10 protein-coding genes are annotated in these 16,864 nt (G+C 46.4%); 4 read left to right on the forward strand and 6 right to left on the reverse strand.

Going from position 1 to position 16,864, the window contains the following annotated elements:
* Positions 1-37: 37 nt before the first annotated feature.
* The gene (locus AC27G9_RS01255; RefSeq protein ID WP_487070195.1) at positions 38-1,381 is read right to left on the reverse strand and encodes a dicarboxylate/amino acid:cation symporter; all 1,344 of its coding nucleotides are present in this window, start codon (positions 1,379-1,381) and stop codon (positions 38-40) included.
* Positions 1,382-1,500: 119 nt separating this feature from the next.
* Here AC27G9_RS01255 and AC27G9_RS01260 point away from each other — a divergent pair, with 119 nt between their 5' ends.
* Positions 1,501-4,110: an Ig-like domain-containing protein gene (locus tag AC27G9_RS01260; protein ID WP_487070197.1), complete on the forward strand. Its 2,610-nt coding sequence runs from the start codon at positions 1,501-1,503 to the stop codon at positions 4,108-4,110.
* Between the two features lie 103 nt (positions 4,111-4,213).
* On the opposite strand, the gene astB is transcribed toward AC27G9_RS01260, so the two are convergent.
* Positions 4,214-5,554 (reverse strand): N-succinylarginine dihydrolase, encoded by a 1,341-nt coding sequence (astB, locus tag AC27G9_RS01265; RefSeq protein WP_487070199.1) that lies wholly within the window; start codon positions 5,552-5,554, stop codon positions 4,214-4,216.
* A gap of 341 nt (positions 5,555-5,895) precedes the next feature.
* Here astB and topA point away from each other — a divergent pair, with 341 nt between their 5' ends.
* The 3 genes from topA to AC27G9_RS01280 all read left to right on the forward strand — a co-directional run bounded on the left by topA (position 5,896) and on the right by AC27G9_RS01280 (position 10,088).
* Complete coding sequence (gene topA / locus AC27G9_RS01270) at positions 5,896-8,538, forward strand: type I DNA topoisomerase (RefSeq protein ID WP_487070201.1); 2,643 nt, start codon at positions 5,896-5,898, stop codon at positions 8,536-8,538.
* A gap of 13 nt (positions 8,539-8,551) precedes the next feature.
* Complete coding sequence (locus AC27G9_RS01275; RefSeq protein WP_487070203.1) at positions 8,552-9,103, forward strand: DUF2058 domain-containing protein; 552 nt, start codon at positions 8,552-8,554, stop codon at positions 9,101-9,103.
* A 94-nt stretch (positions 9,104-9,197) separates the two neighbouring features.
* On the forward strand, positions 9,198-10,088 hold the full coding sequence (locus AC27G9_RS01280) for an acyl-CoA desaturase (RefSeq protein WP_487070205.1): 891 nt from the start codon (positions 9,198-9,200) through the stop codon (positions 10,086-10,088).
* Between the two features lie 121 nt (positions 10,089-10,209).
* Here the strand turns inward: AC27G9_RS01280 and AC27G9_RS01285 are convergent, their stop codons facing one another.
* The 4 genes from AC27G9_RS01285 to rne all read right to left on the reverse strand — a co-directional run bounded on the left by AC27G9_RS01285 (position 10,210) and on the right by rne (position 16,447).
* Positions 10,210-11,538, reverse strand: coding sequence for a DASH family cryptochrome (locus AC27G9_RS01285; RefSeq protein ID WP_487070207.1), 1,329 nt, complete (start codon positions 11,536-11,538; stop codon positions 10,210-10,212).
* Between the two features lie 96 nt (positions 11,539-11,634).
* Positions 11,635-12,198, reverse strand: coding sequence for a DNA-3-methyladenine glycosylase I (locus tag AC27G9_RS01290; protein WP_487070209.1), 564 nt, complete (start codon positions 12,196-12,198; stop codon positions 11,635-11,637).
* Entirely contained in the window at positions 12,191-13,186 is a 996-nt protein-coding gene (locus AC27G9_RS01295; protein ID WP_487070211.1) for a phosphotransferase, read from the reverse strand. Before AC27G9_RS01295 ends, AC27G9_RS01290 begins: the two co-directional genes overlap by 8 nt.
* Before the next feature lie 60 nt (positions 13,187-13,246).
* Complete coding sequence (rne, locus tag AC27G9_RS01300) at positions 13,247-16,447, reverse strand: ribonuclease E (RefSeq protein WP_487070213.1); 3,201 nt, start codon at positions 16,445-16,447, stop codon at positions 13,247-13,249.
* Between the last annotated feature and the right edge of the window lie 417 nt (positions 16,448-16,864).

A 16,864-nucleotide genomic window follows, 5' to 3' on the forward strand; every position in this document is an offset into this window, starting at 1 on the left:
GCTCCTTTTTTTGTATCAATCAGATTAACCAAGTCGTTTATTTCGACTTCAAATCGGCTAAATCGACGTCTTCAAACTTTGCTCCTGCTTGCGGGTCGTTAAATGCGTCTTCATCAAGTGCGCCTTTGGATTTCGCTACAATACAGGCAACCGTACAGTCACCTGTCACATTGACCGCAGTCCTTGTCATATCAAGCAATCTGTCTACACCTAAAATCAGTGCGATGCCCTCTACTGGTAAATTCACTTGCTGTAGGACCATAGCCAACATTACCAAGCCAACCCCAGGCACACCGGCAGTGCCGACAGATGCCAGTGTGGCAGTCAGAATCACCATCAAATAGTCACCCATCGTTAGGTCGACAGCGAAAACTTGGGCAATGAATACCGTTGCTACGCCTTGCATGATCGCCGTACCATCCATGTTGATGGTAGCGCCCAGCGGTACTGTAAAAGAGGCAACCGAGTTGTTTACGCCCAGCTTGTTTTTTGCCGTTTCCATCGTTACCGGTAGGGTGGCGCCAGAACTTGAGGTACTAAAAGCGAACACTGCAGCTTCTCGCATTTTTCTCAACAACAGTAGTGGGTTTAATCCTGTCAGCGTTTTCAGCAGTAAGGGGTAGGTTAGCAATGCATGTACAAACAACACGGCGAGTACTAAGAAAAAGTATTTTGCTAGGCCAAAAATGGTGGCGCTGTCTGTTGTAGCAAACAATTTAGCTAACAATACAAAGACACCATATGGGGCTAGATTCATTATTATGGTGACTAAGCGCATGATCACATCATTGACGTCTTCGAAAATATTCGTCAAGCGTTTCCCTGCGTCACCAGACATAGCCATAGCGATACCAAATAGCACTGCAAAGACAATGATTTGTAACATATTGCCTTCAGCCATCGATGCGATCGGATTGGTCGGGAACATGTCAATTATGACTTGGGAAAGAGAAGGCGCTTCTTTGGCAACGTAGTCGCTTTCTGTGGAAAGGTTCAACCCTTCGCCGGGTTTAACTATCAATGCTGCTGTCATTGCCAGTGTAATGGCAACCGCGGTAGTAAAAATATAAAGTCCGACGGATTTTATACCTAATCGACCGAGCTTAGCAGGATCACTCAAGCTACTTGTACCCAGCACCAGAGATACAAATACCAAAGGAACTACTAGCATTTTCAAGCTGTTAACGAATATGGTTCCTATGGTAGAAAATATACCTTCTACAAAAATACCATACGTTGATAATTCCATTGAGAATATCGAAAAGCGCAAATCTCCGCTATCATCAGCAAGTGCTTGAAGCAGAATACCGGTAATTATTCCGGTAAACATGCCGATAAAAATTCTGGTAGTTAAACTATATTTATGTGCAGATTCAGACATCAAGGTTCCATGAATATTGTTGTTGTTCTATTTGACACTATTAGTGTGCCAGAAATTGCACGGTTTTAAACGTAAAATTACGACCGCTCTCTGACGAAATGAGGTCCAGGAAGACATTTATGAAAGCAATTGTGAAGTCGCTTACTCTACTATTATCAGTGTTCATCATCGCTGCGTGCGGTGGTGGAGGTTCTTTATCTCGAGATACTGACCCAACAAACCCAACCACACCAACTCAACCTGATCCGGTAGATTCAGTTGCTTTGTCACTTGTCGACCAAAATAACACTGCTGATTCGACGGTCAGCACGACCAACCCACTGACCTTAGTGGCAACAGTGACAGATAGCGATGGCAACCCTAAGTCAGGAGAGCTAGTGACTTTCTCCTTTACGCAGGCAAATCTAGCGTCGTTTAACAATGATGCAGGAACTGCCGTTAGCGGCGACGATGGCATCGCAAGAATCGGCATAACGGTGGGGGAAGATTCAGGCAGCGGCCAGATTACAGCGGTATTGCAAGACGGTGAGACTGCCTCTATTGCCTTTACCTCTGAAGGTACGCCTGATGTTGTGACGTCACCGAATACCGTTGCGCTTTCAATGGTCGACGGAGACGGCAATGAGAACAACACCCTCAATGAGACGACGCCACTGACGGTTATTGCGACGGTAAGAGACGGCGACGGCAACCCCATGGCTGATCAACTCGTCACCTTTACGTTCAATCAAGCGGATTTGGCTGAGTTTGATAATGATGCCGGCACAGCCCTCACCAGTGCAGATGGGACAGCGAGTATTGGTCTTTTAGTGGGTCAAAACAGCGGAAGCGGTCAAGTTATTGCCACTCTTGCTGGCGGCGAAACTTCGCAAGTTGGATTTGTTTCAGAGGGAGCGCAACAAGTAGAGCAACGCCCAAGTTCAATCGAGCTGTTCGCCAGTGCGATTCAAATGTCATCGAGTGGCTCGGATGACGTCGAACTTATTGCACTAGTGAAAAACGACCAAAGCGTATTATTAGAAGGTATCGACGTCTCATTCTCCGTTCCAAGTAGCGACGGTGTAGAGTTGCAAATAACCCAAGGAACAACGGAAGCAGACGGTACTGCACGAGCGTTATTGTCGACTAGAAACAATGCGACAAACCGCACGGTAGTCGTTACTGCACAGACTGGCGAATTGAGTCAAAACGTCGAAATCGAGATTGTTGGAACTGAAATCCTAATTAACGGTGCCACATCCATTATTTTGAACGACAGTGTGGAACTCACCATCCGCGTTCAAGATTCTGACGGAGTCTCAATTCCAAATACGGATGTTGCGTTAAGTGCAACAAGTGGCACCTTGGCTTCGGATACAGTAAGAACTGGGGCAAATGGTCAAGCAACGGTGCAATATACAGGCACACAATCTGGTGAAGATACCGTTACTGCAACAGCGTTGAATGCATCGGGTACGATTGATATTACAATTCAAGAGGACCAATTTACGTTTACCACTGTGCCGAGCGATGAAATTGCACTGGGCGATACGGAAACTCTCGTTGTTACGTGGAATAAAGACGGTTCGCCATTTGCCGGCGGTACAGTCACTTTTACAGCGTCACGTGGTGTTATTGATGGCGCAGCAACGGTGACAACTGATGCAAGTGGTCAAGCGAGTTTTGATATCTCGTCTTCAAACGCTGGGATCTCAGCGATTACGGCAAGCGGTATCGACTCCGACAGCAACGAAGTAACAGCGCGTACTGAAATAGAATTTATTGCGACAGTTCCTGATAGTATTCAAACTGATGCTACGCCAGATCAAATCGGTCCTGATGGGCAAACCAGTACGATTACCGCTATTGTTCGCGACCCAAGTGGTAATTTGGTGAAAGGGGCGGTGGTTAGTTTCAATGTTGATGACACGAGCACGGGTTCTATTTCTCCATCACAGGCGACCACTGATGGCAATGGTATTGCATCGACGGTATTTACGTCTGGTTCGGTTACCAGTGAGGACGCGGTACGTATAACCGCAGCGGTTTCTGGTACAAGTGTACAAGATGAAGTGACCTTAACTGTGGGACAACGCGCTTTCGATGTGTCCATCGGTACTGGCAATATTATCGGTGTACCTGACGATGCAACCTATCTCAAAGAGTTTGCGGTATTTGTGACTGATGCTGTAGGCCAACCCATTGAAAACGTCGAGTTAACGGTTTCAGCGACGCCAATTAAATACGCTAATAGCGGTGTGTATCGCAAAGGGGCGTGGAGTTGGACAGGCACGTCTTGGGTCATCAGCAGTTTCTTGGATTGCCCTAACGAAGACTCAATTGATCCCAACGGTATTCTTGACTTAGGCGCAGATACGACTAACCGCAATGGTACGTTAGACATGGATGATGATTCGAATGGTAATGGCATTCTTGAACCTGGCGAAGACCTCAACGACGACGGCTTTTTAACACCGGGTATCGTTGGAAGTATCACCTTTAAAGATACAAATTTAACTGATGAGAACGGCCAGGCGACAATAGAGCTGCGTTATCCGAAGGAATTTGCGGGTTGGTATGAGGCTGAAATTACGGTATTCGCTCAATCTACTGGTAGTGAAGCTAGTGCGGCGACCAATTTCACGTTTAGTGCCGCGGCTACTGATCTCGATGACGTCGCAGAGGTGCCACCACCAAGTCCATTTGGAACCATCATAGACCCAGCGACAGGGTGTAATACCTCTCGATAAGCTAGACAACAAAAAGCCGCTCTGTAGAGCGGCTTTTTTATTTGCAAATCTCCGACTCAGTCATTGAGTCAAGTATGCGCAACTCACTGTGTTGCGCCAAAGATTAACCTTGCTGGAAAGGATATACGCTGCCTAAGCTCAATAGTTGTGTCAATTCATCTAGTGCAGTACGAGATTCAATCAACAATTGAGGGTCACGTAAGTCATCCTCGGTAAGCTCGTCGCGGTAATGTTTGTCAACCCACGCATTCAATCGAGCGAACTGCGCGTCGTTGATCAAGGTATTTGGATTAACCGCTTGTAACTCAGGTTCAGTTAGGGCAACGCGCAGCCTCAAACACGCAGGGCCTCCGCCATTGCGCATGCTTTGCTTAACGTCCATATAATTGACCGATTTAATTGGCGTATCTTGTTCGACAAGTTCAGCTAGGTATTGGCTTACAGCCGCATTCTCTTGGCATTCGGTCGGTGCGATAATCGACATCGATTGGTCTGGCAAGGTAATGATCTGGGTATTGAATAAGTACGTTTTTACGGCATCTTGAACCGAGACTTTGTCACTCGGTACTTCGATAAAATGCAACGCTTCCTCACCGAATTTACGACGAATTTCATCGAGTGCCGCAGCGGTATTGTGAAACGCTTGATCATGGAAAAACAACACGTTTTGATTGCCTACAGCAATCACGTCATTGTGAAACACACCTTGATCGATGACGTCTGGGTTTTGCTGTACGTAAACTACGCCTTCATCACTCAACCCATGCAATCGCGCTACAGCCTGACAGGCTTCTAGTGTTTGACGAGCTGGGAATTTCGTCGGCGCTGGTTTACTGGTGTCAAATGCGTGGCGGCCGTATACAAAAATCTCTACGCCGGCGCGACCGTACTCTGTGCAAAGTCTGGTGTGGTTTGCAGCACCTTCATCTCCAAAGTGCTCGTTATCAGGTAAGTGAGTATGGTGAGCAAAATGCTTATCATTGTTGAATGTTGACTGAAGGATACGCCCTGTGACTTGAGGTTCAAGAGAGCGGTGGAATTTGTTGGTTAAGTTTGCCGGTGTAAAATGCACGCGAGCGTCTGCGGTATCTGCACTTGGCGATACTGTCGCTGCATTGGCCGTCCACATGCTAGATGCTGAGCAACAAGCCAAAAATACTTCACGAGCTTGCTTTGCTGCTTGCTCTAACACGCGTTGATCAGTACCACTGAAGCCAAGTCTTCGAAGCGTTGCTATGTCAGGGCGCTCCTGTGGCGCGAGAACGCCTTGAACCATGCCCATGTCTGACAGTGCCTTCATTTTTGCCAAACCTTGCTTAGCGGCCTGTTTAGGGCTGCTTACGGCGTTGGCATTATTGAGTGATGCAACGTTGCCAAACGATAGTCCTGCATAGTTGTGAGTTGGGCCGACAAGTCCATCAAAATTCACTTCGAACTGCTTCATGTTTCCCTCGTTATTATTCACTGAGCGGCAATTGCCTCTCTGATTGCATTCAGGAGAAGTGCGACATTAACCTAACAAATATAGTCGAAATATCCCCCTTGGTTTGAGCGGCATTATACGAGTTTTATTTGACTTGCCAATCGCGTTGGTTAAAAAGTGAACAGATTTTGCTGTTTAAAAATCGCACAAAAAGAATAACTATTAAGAAGATCTTGTTTTCCATTCACTTTGTAGATATATGTTAAAAAAGAGCTCAACCCCATTTGTCTTCTTTTTATACATGGGGAATTCGGTTTTTTCTGTGGAAAACCATTATAAATCAAAAGGTTTAGTGCAACTTTATGGCAAAATCTCTGGTTATTGTCGAGTCGCCAGCTAAGGCGAAAACGATAAATAAATATCTCGGCAAAAATTTTATTGTAAAATCTTCTGTGGGGCACGTTCGCGACCTCCCAACCAAAGCGTTGGGGAAGGTAGAGCCTAAGAAAACCGCAAAAGAACTCAAAACGTTTAGCGACAAACAGCGTGAAGATTACCTTCGAAAATTCGAATATAAGAAGCTAGTTGACCGCATGGGTGTAGACCCTGAAAACGATTGGAAAGCGCATTATCAGGTTCTGCAAGGTAAAGAAAAAGTCGTTACCGAACTCAAAAAACTCGCAAAAGATGCCGACACTATCTATCTCGCAACCGATTTGGATAGAGAGGGAGAAGCAATTGCTTGGCACTTGCAAGAGTTATTGGGGACCAAGGGTAAAACGTACCAGCGTGTTGTATTCAACGAAATCACTAAAAATGCAATCCAAGATGCTTTCTCCGATCCAGGAGAAGTCAACGTTGCAAGAGTCAACGCGCAGCAAGCGAGGCGTTTTCTCGACAGAGTGGTAGGCTTTATGGTCTCGCCATTACTGTGGAAAAAAGTGGCAAGAGGCCTTTCTGCTGGGCGGGTACAGTCGGTCGCAGTAAGGCTTGTTGTTGAGCGAGAGCGAGAAATCAAAGCCTTCGTTCCAGAAGAATTCTGGGATGTACATGCTGACTTGAATAGCTCGGCGAATGACTTGCTTCACATGCAAGTGGTGAGACAAAATGGGCAAGCGTTTAAGCCAAAGAACAAAGCAGAAACTGACGCGGCTTTGGCACAACTGAACGACGCTACATACCTGGTCAAAAGCCGAGAGTCTAAGCCTACTCAAAGTAAACCTTCTGCGCCGTTTATAACATCAACACTCCAACAAGCCGCGAGCACGCGTCTCGGTTTTGGTGTAAAGAAAACGATGATGTTAGCTCAGCGTCTTTACGAGGCGGGTCATATTACGTATATGCGTACTGACTCAACCAATTTGAGTCAAGAAGCGTTGGAGAGCTGCCGCGCGTTTATCGAAGATAGCTTTGGTGCAAAGTACTTGCCAGATAACCCGATTCGATACGGCAGTAAAGAAGGCGCTCAAGAGGCTCACGAAGCCATCAGGCCCTCAAACGTCCAAATTCAATCAAGTACTCTAGGTGACATGGAAAGAGACGCTCAGCGGCTCTATGAGCTCATCTGGCGCCAATTTGTTGCGTGTCAAATGACAAATGCGAAATACGACGCGACAACGATCAAAGTTGGGGCGGGCGATTTCGAGTTGACGGCAAAAGGCCGAGTACTCAAATTTGATGGTTGGACTCGCGTTCAACAACAATTGCGTAAGAAAGGCGATGAAGACCTGTTGCTACCCGATGTCAAACAAGGTGACAAGCTGAATTTGAAATCCCTTGATCCCAAGCAGCATTTCACAAAACCCGTTGCTAGGTTCAACGAAGCATCGTTAGTTAAAGAGTTGGAAAAGCGAGGCATTGGTCGCCCTTCTACTTACGCCAGCATCATTTCGACAATTCAAGATCGAGGCTATGTTCGCCTTGAAAATAAACGCTTTTATGCCGAAAAAATGGGCGAGATTGTCAATGACCGCTTGATTGAAAACTTTGACGATTTGATGAACTATGATTTCACAGCCAACATGGAACAACAGTTGGATGAAATTGCCGATGGTCATCAAAATTGGAAGCAAGTTCTCAATAGTTTCTACGACGGTTTTTACAGCAAATTGTTGACCGCCGAAAAAGAGGCTGAAGAAGGGGGCATGCGTCCAAATCAAGCTGTACCGGCGGGCATAGAATGTACGAAGTGTGGTCGCGAAATGAACGTACGTACTGCGAGCACTGGCGTGTTTTTGGGATGTTCAGGTTATAATCTGCCACCAAAAGAACGTTGTACCAACACCATGAATCTGACGTCCGGAGACGAGGTTGTCAAAGTCGACGACGAAGAGGAAATGGAAACCGAGGCACTACGAGCGAAGCGCCGCTGTGATATCTGCGGAACCGCTATGGATAGTTACCTCGTGGACGAAACGCGCAAACTGCATGTGTGTGGTAATACGCCAACTTGCCCGGGAACGTACATCGAAGCGGGTACCTTCAAAATCAAAGGCTATGATGGCCCAATTATCGAATGTGATAAGTGCGGCAGCGATATGGAATTGAAGAATGGTCGCTTTGGTAAGTACTTCGGGTGTACCAACGAGGAGTGTAAAAATACCCGCAAGTTGTTACGCAACGGAGAAGCTGCTCCACCGAAAGAAGATCCCGTAGATTTGCCGGAACTACCGTGTGAAAAATCAGATGCACACTTTGTGTTGCGAGATGGCGCATCGGGTATATTCCTAGCCGCGCATAACTTCCCTAAATCAAGAGAAACAAGAGCGCCAAAAGTTCAGGAACTTGCCCGGTTTAGAGATAGAATTTCGCCGAAATTCTATTATCTTGCGGATGCGCCACAATCTGACCCAGATGGCAATCCGACCCTTGTTCGTTACAGTCGTAAGACTAAACAACAATACGTCATGACCGAAAATGAAAGTGGGAAAGCGACTGGATGGTCATCTTGGTACAATGGCGATAAGTGGGAAGACACGGATAATCGCAAAGGTAAGAAAAAGTAATTCGAGGTGAAGTGTGGCGTTATCGCTCCAAGAACAATTGCTGCAAGCCGGGCTAGCTGATAAATCCAAAGCAAAGCAAGCCCGTGCTGATAAGCGCAAAAAGCAAAAGCAGAAAAACAAGCAAAAGCAGCCTGTGATTGATGAGAATCAGGCTGCGGTACAAGCTAAGCTTGAGGAAAAAAAGGAAAAGGATAGACAACTCAATCAGGCAAAGCAGGCCGAGGCTGAAAAGAAAGCCATTGCCGCTCAGGTTCGACAGTTGATCACAGTCAATGTTCAGCCAAAGGACAAGGGCGATACCTTGCTTAATTTCACCGACAACAACGTGGTGAAACGGCTGTATGTGACAGAGTCTATTCGCAATCATGTGATGGACGGCAGGTTAGCTATTGTTAAACTCGATGATAACTACGAGCTAGTGCCATTGCCGGTCGCAGATAAAATCGCTGAGCGATTAGAAGAAGTCGTCATTTATCGCGCAGACAACGTCAAACAAAACGAAGAGAAATCAGAAGAAGATGATTGGTATGCCGATTATGAAATACCGGACGATTTGACTTGGTAAACGTAAAAAGAGCGGCTTAATGCCGCTTTTTTTATCCGTTTTTGGTCGCTGAGTAGTTAGATTTTAAGATTAATGACGATAGGAGCCCACCACAATGATGGAACCCGTCATCAGAGTGATTCACGATTCTCCTTCACCTCTTGAAGGAGAGATTCGCTATGATTGGCCTAAGATGGCTTGGAATCTTGGTATGATTAGCTGTGCTTTGATGTTCGCTCCTGTGACGTTTAGCCTCGACGCCGTTTTGTTGTGTTTGGTCATGACGTATACCAGTTTGTTGATTGGGCACAGCATTGGTATGCACAGAATGATGATTCATCGTGCGTTTAAAACCTCAACTCTGCTGAGGCGCATACTCATTTACATCGGCGTCTTAGTGGGGATGTCGGGGCCATTTGGCATTATTGCGATTCACGATATGCGAGACTGGGCTCAACGCAAAAATCAATGTCATGATTTTTTTTCTCATAAACGCCATTACCTGCGAGATATCTGGTGGCAATTGACATGCAAGTTCGTTTTCAAGCACCCTCCGACATTGCAAATAGAGCCGATGCTGAATGACGATAAGTTTCTTGTATTTTGTGAGAAAACGTGGCGATGGCATCAGCTTTTGCTTGCCTGTCTTTTATTTGCTTGGGGTGGCTGGGCTTATGTTATCTGGGGCGTGTGTGTGCGTGTGTCAATCTCCGTGGTTGGCCATTGGACCATAACGTATTTTTGTCATAATCCTGGTGTTCAAACTTGGCGAGTTAAAGGTGCGGCGGTTCAAGCCTCTAATTTAAAACATTTGGGGATCCTGACGTACGGTGAATGCTGGCACAACAATCATCATGCCTTTCCTGAGTCGGCACAAATTGGTTTAGACAAAGGGCAGTGGGACCCAGCTTGGTGGTGTATTCAAGCACTGCAAAAGATGGGTTTAGTCTATGACGTCGTTTTGCCCAGAGCAGCGGAAAAACGCAGTGATTTGTCCAAACTATAAAACAACGACAGACGCCAGCTATTCTCTTCTCGTTTGCCTTTAGCGCGGGCAGACGGCAAACGAGTGGGGTGGTCAGCGATACTTTTGCTGACTAACACTTTTACACCAAGGTGAACACGCCCTAGTGTCGAGTTGGCGAAAATATTGGCCAATCTGCCGCGTCTTCGGTATCGACCAAAGCAACGGCTTCGCCTCGCCAACGGCGGATAAACTCGCCGTTGGGATCATAGGTTTGGGTTTGTTTATCCAAATCAAACTTGCGGTGTCCTCTTGGGTCTGCCCCAACGCCAGCTAAGTACTGCCAATTTCCCCAGTTACTCGCAGGGTCATAATCAAGCAACTGTTGTTCAAAATAAGCGGCGCCGAAACGCCAATCTAAACCGAGTTCATGAACAAAGCAGCTTGCTACCAATTGTCTCCCGCGGTTTGACATAAAACCTGTGGCATTAAGTTGGTGCATACAGGCGTTTACAATAGGGTAGGGCGTTTCACCATTCTTCCATGCATTGAAACGTCGTGCGTGAAAGGTGGTTAGCGGTTTTTTACCTTGTATCCCATCAAACTTAAATACTTTGCTACCGTGTTTGAGTAAGCTCCAATGGAAAAATTCGCGCCATAGAAATTCAAAATATAACCAGTATGTGGATTCGTTGCGCGTGTAATTGATTTCATATTGTTGTAATGCATCGTACGCTTGACGAATCGATAAGCTGCCATTCGCTAGCCAAGGCGCAAACTTACTTGAGTAGTCCCAACCATCTAAACCATTCCTCGTTTGTTTGTAGTGGCTAACACTGTGGCTGTTTTGCAAAAAATGATTGAGCTGTGTCGTCGCAGCTTCCATACCTCCCTGAAATGCACTACTGCCAACATCAGTGACAATGGTAAGGTGTTCTCCTTGGTAGCGCCATGGTGTAGGTAGCGTCGATGGAGCAGGTAGCGGTGGTGTAATGGCGATTGATTCCACTTTTTTTCGAAACGGCGTGAAGTGGTTAGGTAAATCGCTAACAGAAAAGGGCATTTGGCTCTGATTCAGTAGACAATGCCCTTCAAACTGGGAAAATTTGACCGTTTGATTTTGTTCCTTTAAGCGTTGCCATTGTTGACGCTCATACGTGCCTGTGTAGAAATTCGAAGCAACCTCAACAATGTTGTGTTGTTTGATCAGTGAGTCTAACGTGGGGACGGGGACACCTGTCATAACAATCAAATTTTGTCCCAGTTTCTGGAGCTGTTTATTGAGGCTAAATAGCGACTCCTTTAAAAACTGCCACCGGAAGTCACCCATATGCATGGATTGAAAATGACTTGGTTTGAACCACCTCGGGTCAACGACATAAACGCACAGTAATTCGTCCACTTCATTCGCTAAATAGTTGAGTGCGTGATTGTCGTGGATGCGCAAATCGTGCCTGAACCACATTAGGCCACGTTTCGTTTTTTTTGTCATTCGGTTACCTGCAATAATACCTGTCCCTCTAATAAGCAGGTAACCGACAAACTGATCACTTTTTGCTAAAAAAATTAGCGTACAAAGCCCTCGACATTATCTGGCTTTAAAGCAATCCGGACTGTGGTCATCAATGAGACCACAAGCTTGCAAATAGGCATAACAAATGGTTGAGCCGAAAAATCGAAAACCGCGTTTTTTCAAATCCTTAGCGATTTGATCAGAGAGTGGAGTAGAGGCTGGATAGTCTTGCCTATTAGCAAAGCGATTTACAATGGGCTTATGCTCTACGTAGCGCCACAAGTAGTCGCTAAAACTCCCGAATTCTTGCTGAATACTTAAGAATACTTTGGCGTTGTTAATTGCGGCTTCAATTTTTCCTCGGTGACGAATAATACCGGCGTTAGCGAGTAAGCGTTCTACGTCGTTTTCTGTGAATTGTGCTACTTGATGAGGGTTAAAGTTTGCGAAAGCTTCTCGATAACTTTCACGGCGCTTCAATACGGTATACCAACTTAATCCTGCTTGGGCCGACTCTAAAACAACAAACTCAAAAAGGACGTTATCGTCATAAACGGGTACGCCCCATTCATTGTCATGATAGGCAACATAATCCGCTTTACTTTCGTCTACCCAGGGGCAACGTTGGACATTAGACATCTAATTCACCTTTTTTTAGTGATGAAAGGGCTTGCTCAGAATAGGTTTCGATCAGGCGATTAATTTTCCAGTGTTCCGGATTCCAACCTTTTAAAAAGCGCAGGAAATCGGCATTAACGATGGCGTATTTTTGCCGCCATTCATCCACTAAGAGCTGAATGTCGTTTTCACTTAATCTACCTGCTAGTGCCGACGACAATTCACGAAAGTAAAAATCGAGAAGCAATGGAGTCAACGCCTGTTGCTGCTCTTCAGAATAGGCACTACCAATGAAATAGGCGACGTCTTGTACTCCAATACCCGCACCGACATACTGAAAATCTACCGCCGCTACGGTATTGGTATCGGGGGTAAAACAGAAGTTAGCTACTTTGGCGTCACCGTGCACTAGCGTCTTAAAAACGCTATTGTGAATCGCGCCGTGAATAGCTGATGCTTTTTGTTTTAGCAAAGACGCTTCCATCGCGTGCCATTCATCTTGGCGAGTTTCCCATTGCCAATAGGTGCCATGCGGCCATAAATGTTTTGCATTAGCGTGAATGAACCTAGCGTGGAATCTAGCTAACCATGTCATAACAGCTTGTCCCGGTTCGACATGAGATAGTGTTTTGTAGACTGTATCAAAGCCAAGCGTATTCAAGTCTTCGAGAATGAGTACGGTATCTTCATGCGCTTGATACATCCTCAACATAGAGGCAGTCATCACGGATTCGTCAAGGAGTGGCTGGTAATGTGTATAGAATTGACGCTCGACAACATACGATTTGCGCTTTCTCAAATAGCTAATTTCGCTGTTCCAACCTTTTGGGTGTGAATGACTTCGATTTGGCGTAATGACTTTTGCGACAAAAGATTCATTGCCATTGGGGAGTTTGTATCTCACACAGGTCCCTTGATCATCCCAAAGTGTCTGGAGTATCGCTATTACCTCGGGATCCGCATGACCGGTGGCTTGATTTAGTAACGTATAGTGTTTTTCTTGGTTCATGTTTTTTAACTTAACAAAAAAGGCCGCGAAAGCGCGGCCTTTTTTAGTGAATGTTCGAAACTACGCTCTCGGTGTAGTCGATTCTTCACTATCTGACGTGTCCGGCGTATCACCCAAGTCAAAAGAGGCTTGGACTTGCTCAGATTGTTTAGGTTCTGGCGCTTCAGGCTCTTCAACCTGTGCAGTTTCAACTGGTTGAGATTCTGTTGCTTCTACCGCTTCCACCGCCTCTACTGTGACTTCTTCAGGCGACTCAACTACCGGCTCTTCAATAGGCAACGTCTCAGTGACCTCTGGTGCGGTGTCGATTACCTCTGACGCTGGTGCGTCAGCAGATACGTCTGCAGCTTGTTCCGCCTGGACGTTGTCATTGGTCTCTACAGGTTCCGCAACCTCGACATCTGTCGTCGCTTCAGGCGCTTCTACAACAACTGGTGTCTCTTCGGCTGCAGTTGAGCTTTCAGCGATACCTGTTGGGTTGGTCGCTGGCGCAGTTGCGGCAGATACTGCAAATGATGCACCTGCAGTTTTCCCTGAGTGAGTGACTTCTGGGCGAGAGGCATCGTCTGCCACAAGCGTGTGAATGTCTCCCAATTCCGCGTCTAGCGCTTTAGGTAACGCCATGTCGTGAGATGCGCGAAGTCGACCTAGGCTTGAAGCCACAACCAAAGTCGCCGATGTGGCTTCTTTTTCAACCGCCACTGGAGCTTCTTCAGCTTTCACGGGCTCAACGGTTTCTACTGTCTCAACAGCTTCGGTTTCTTGCACAACTGTACTTTCTTGATTCACCGTTTCAGCAGTATTCTCATCAGGAGCTTGCGCTTCTACTGGCTCAGCAAGAGGTTCCGATACTACCGCTGGTGATTCAGTTGTCGCGGTATCAACCGCTGTCTCAACCGCGTTAGTGTCTTGCTCAGCAGGTTTTTCTTTTCTGCGACGTTGACCTGCCGCTCGAACATGGCGAGGAGAACGACGTGAACGTCCACGGCCAGCATTTTCACCTGTATTCTCACCGTTTTTGTCTTTTGACTCTTCGGTGTTCTCAGCTTTCGGTGCGCTTTCTTTAGCCTCTACCGGCTGCTTCACAGGCTCTTGTGCTTGAACTTCTGTTGATGTGACGTCTAACGCTTCTTGTGCTTCAACGTCTTGCGGTTTTGGCTTCTTGCTAGTTGGCGCTTCTGCCGCTTTTGTTTCGCTCGATTGCGGCTTGCCTTTATTAACGCGAACAGTTTTCACATTTTCGCGTCGTTGACGACGTTCTTTGACTTTGCGCTGCTTCGGTGCGTCTTGCGTTTCAGTCTTGCCACCCTGCGCCGTTTGGTCAACTTTACCTTCTACGTCTTTGTCGACTTTGTTGTGCTGTTTGCGAGACTTGTTGCGGCCTTTCGAGCGTTTGTCATCGTTGCGAGGGGCTTTTTCTTCATTGCCATCTTGTGGCTTACCACCTTGACGGTTTTGTTGGTTTTTAGGTTTACGACGTCTGTCTTGGTTACGACGCTGTTGATTGCCTCGCCCCTGATTTCTGCCTTTACCGCGACCAGATTGCTTCTTAGGTTCTTCTTTTTCTTCTTTGAAGAGACCCTTGAACCAGGTTGCCAATTTACTCAATAGACCAGGTTCTGCATCACTGGCTTTAGGTGCTTGTGGCACCACAGGAGCGGCTTGTGTTGGTGCGATTAACCCTTGTAATGCAGGTTCTTCACGTTTGACTGGTGTCTGTTGAGTAGGCGCAGACTCAGGTGTTTCTAATTCTGACAACTCAACGTTATAGCTCGCATCTGTGATGACATCGTCAGGGCGACGACGAACAACATTGAAATGCGGCGTATCGAGATTAGGGTTTGGAATTATCAACAGATTGACGCCATGACGCTTCTCTATCACGTTGAGCGATTTGCGCTTTTCGTTGACGAGATACGTCGCCACTGGCACTGGAAGTTGAGCTTCAATTTGACCCGTGTTGTCCTTGATACTTTCTTCTTCAAGAATACGAAGAATGGATAATGCAAGTGACTCTGTACCGCGAATGGTGCCATGGCCAGAGCATCGTGGACATACAATATGAGCTGACTCACCAAGTGACGGGCGCAATCGTTGACGCGACATTTCCAACAAGCCAAAACGGCTGATTCGACCCAGTTGGACCCGCGCTCTGTCAGGGCGTACCGCGTCTTTCATTCGGTTTTCCACTTCGCGTTGGTGCTTCACTGGTGTCATATCGATGAAGTCGATAACAACCAAACCACCTAAATCGCGCAAGCGCAGCTGGCGAGCAATTTCATCTGCAGCTTCTAGGTTTGTATTTAGTGCCGTTTCTTCGATATCACCGCCTTTGGTCGCTCGGGCAGAGTTAATATCGATAGATGTGAGGGCTTCCGTTGGGTCAATGACAATAGAACCACCAGAAGGCAGGCGAACTTCACGTTGGAACGCCGATTCGATTTGGCTTTCAATTTGGTAGTGACTGAAAAGAGGAACGTCACCGCGATACAATTTTACGCGGTTAGCAAAATCAGGTCTAACTAACTGAATATGTTGCAGTGCTTGTTCGTAAACACTCGTTTTATCGATCAGGATTTCACCAATATCACGGCGCAGATAATCGCGAATAGCGCGGACAATGACATTACTTTCTTGGTGAATCAAAAATGGTGCCGGACGCTCTTCGGCCACTTTTGAGATAGCTTCCCAGTGAGTCAATAATACACGTAAATCCCACTCGAGTTCTTCGTAAGATTTGCCTACGCCAGCTGTACGGACGATTAGGCCCATGCCATCTGGTAAATCGAGTTTGGACAGTGCATTTTTAAGATCTGTTCTCTCATCGCCTTCGATACGGCGAGAGATGCCTCCAGCGCGAGGATTGTTTGGCATTAGTACCAAGTAGCTTCCAGCAAGCGACAAGAAAGTTGTCAGCGCAGCGCCTTTTTGACCGCGTTCTTCTTTGTCGATTTGAACAATAACTTCTTGGCCTTCTTGAACCACATCTTTGATGTTAGGGCGGCCTTCAAACTTGTAACCTTTAGGGAAATAAGTACGAGCGATTTCTTTGAGGGGGAGGAAGCCATGGCGCTCTGCACCATAATCGACGAAAGCCGCTTCTAGACTCGGCTCAACGCGGGTGATTTTACCTTTGTAGATGTTAGCTTTTTTCTGTTCGTGTCCTGGACTTTCTATATCCAAATCATACAAACGTTGCCCATCTACAAGGGCGACTCGCAATTCTTCTTGCTGAATTGCATTGATTAACATTCTTTTCATTGTATCTAACTCTGTAGTGTACAGCCGTCTAGACACAAAATTAAAGTGACGTGTGCAAGCCCTCACCACGCAATCTTCGCGATGAGCGGGGAGCTTGTTGTAATGACGCATTACCCATTTTTATACGGGTTGAGCTTCAACGGAATACTCAACCCTGTTGTTTTTCTGTCGGGTGTCGGGAGCGACGGCCCCTAATTTCTATTTTATTACACTGCCTTGTCATCGTGTTCTCACAAGGCAATAGTCAATTCAATTCTGTTTGGCTAAACGGCGAACTTTTTTGTTTTGTTGGCCCGTATCATTACTTCGCTGTGGCGACAATATGTGTGGTTCGCCACGCATTTCATGGGTTGCTTGATAAACTTTTTTCAACCTGAATACGGGAAATATGTCTGACATTTAAGTTCAAACCGGATC

The sequence above is a fragment of the Alteromonas sp. 5NS40-0096 genome, from assembly GCF_057544385.1.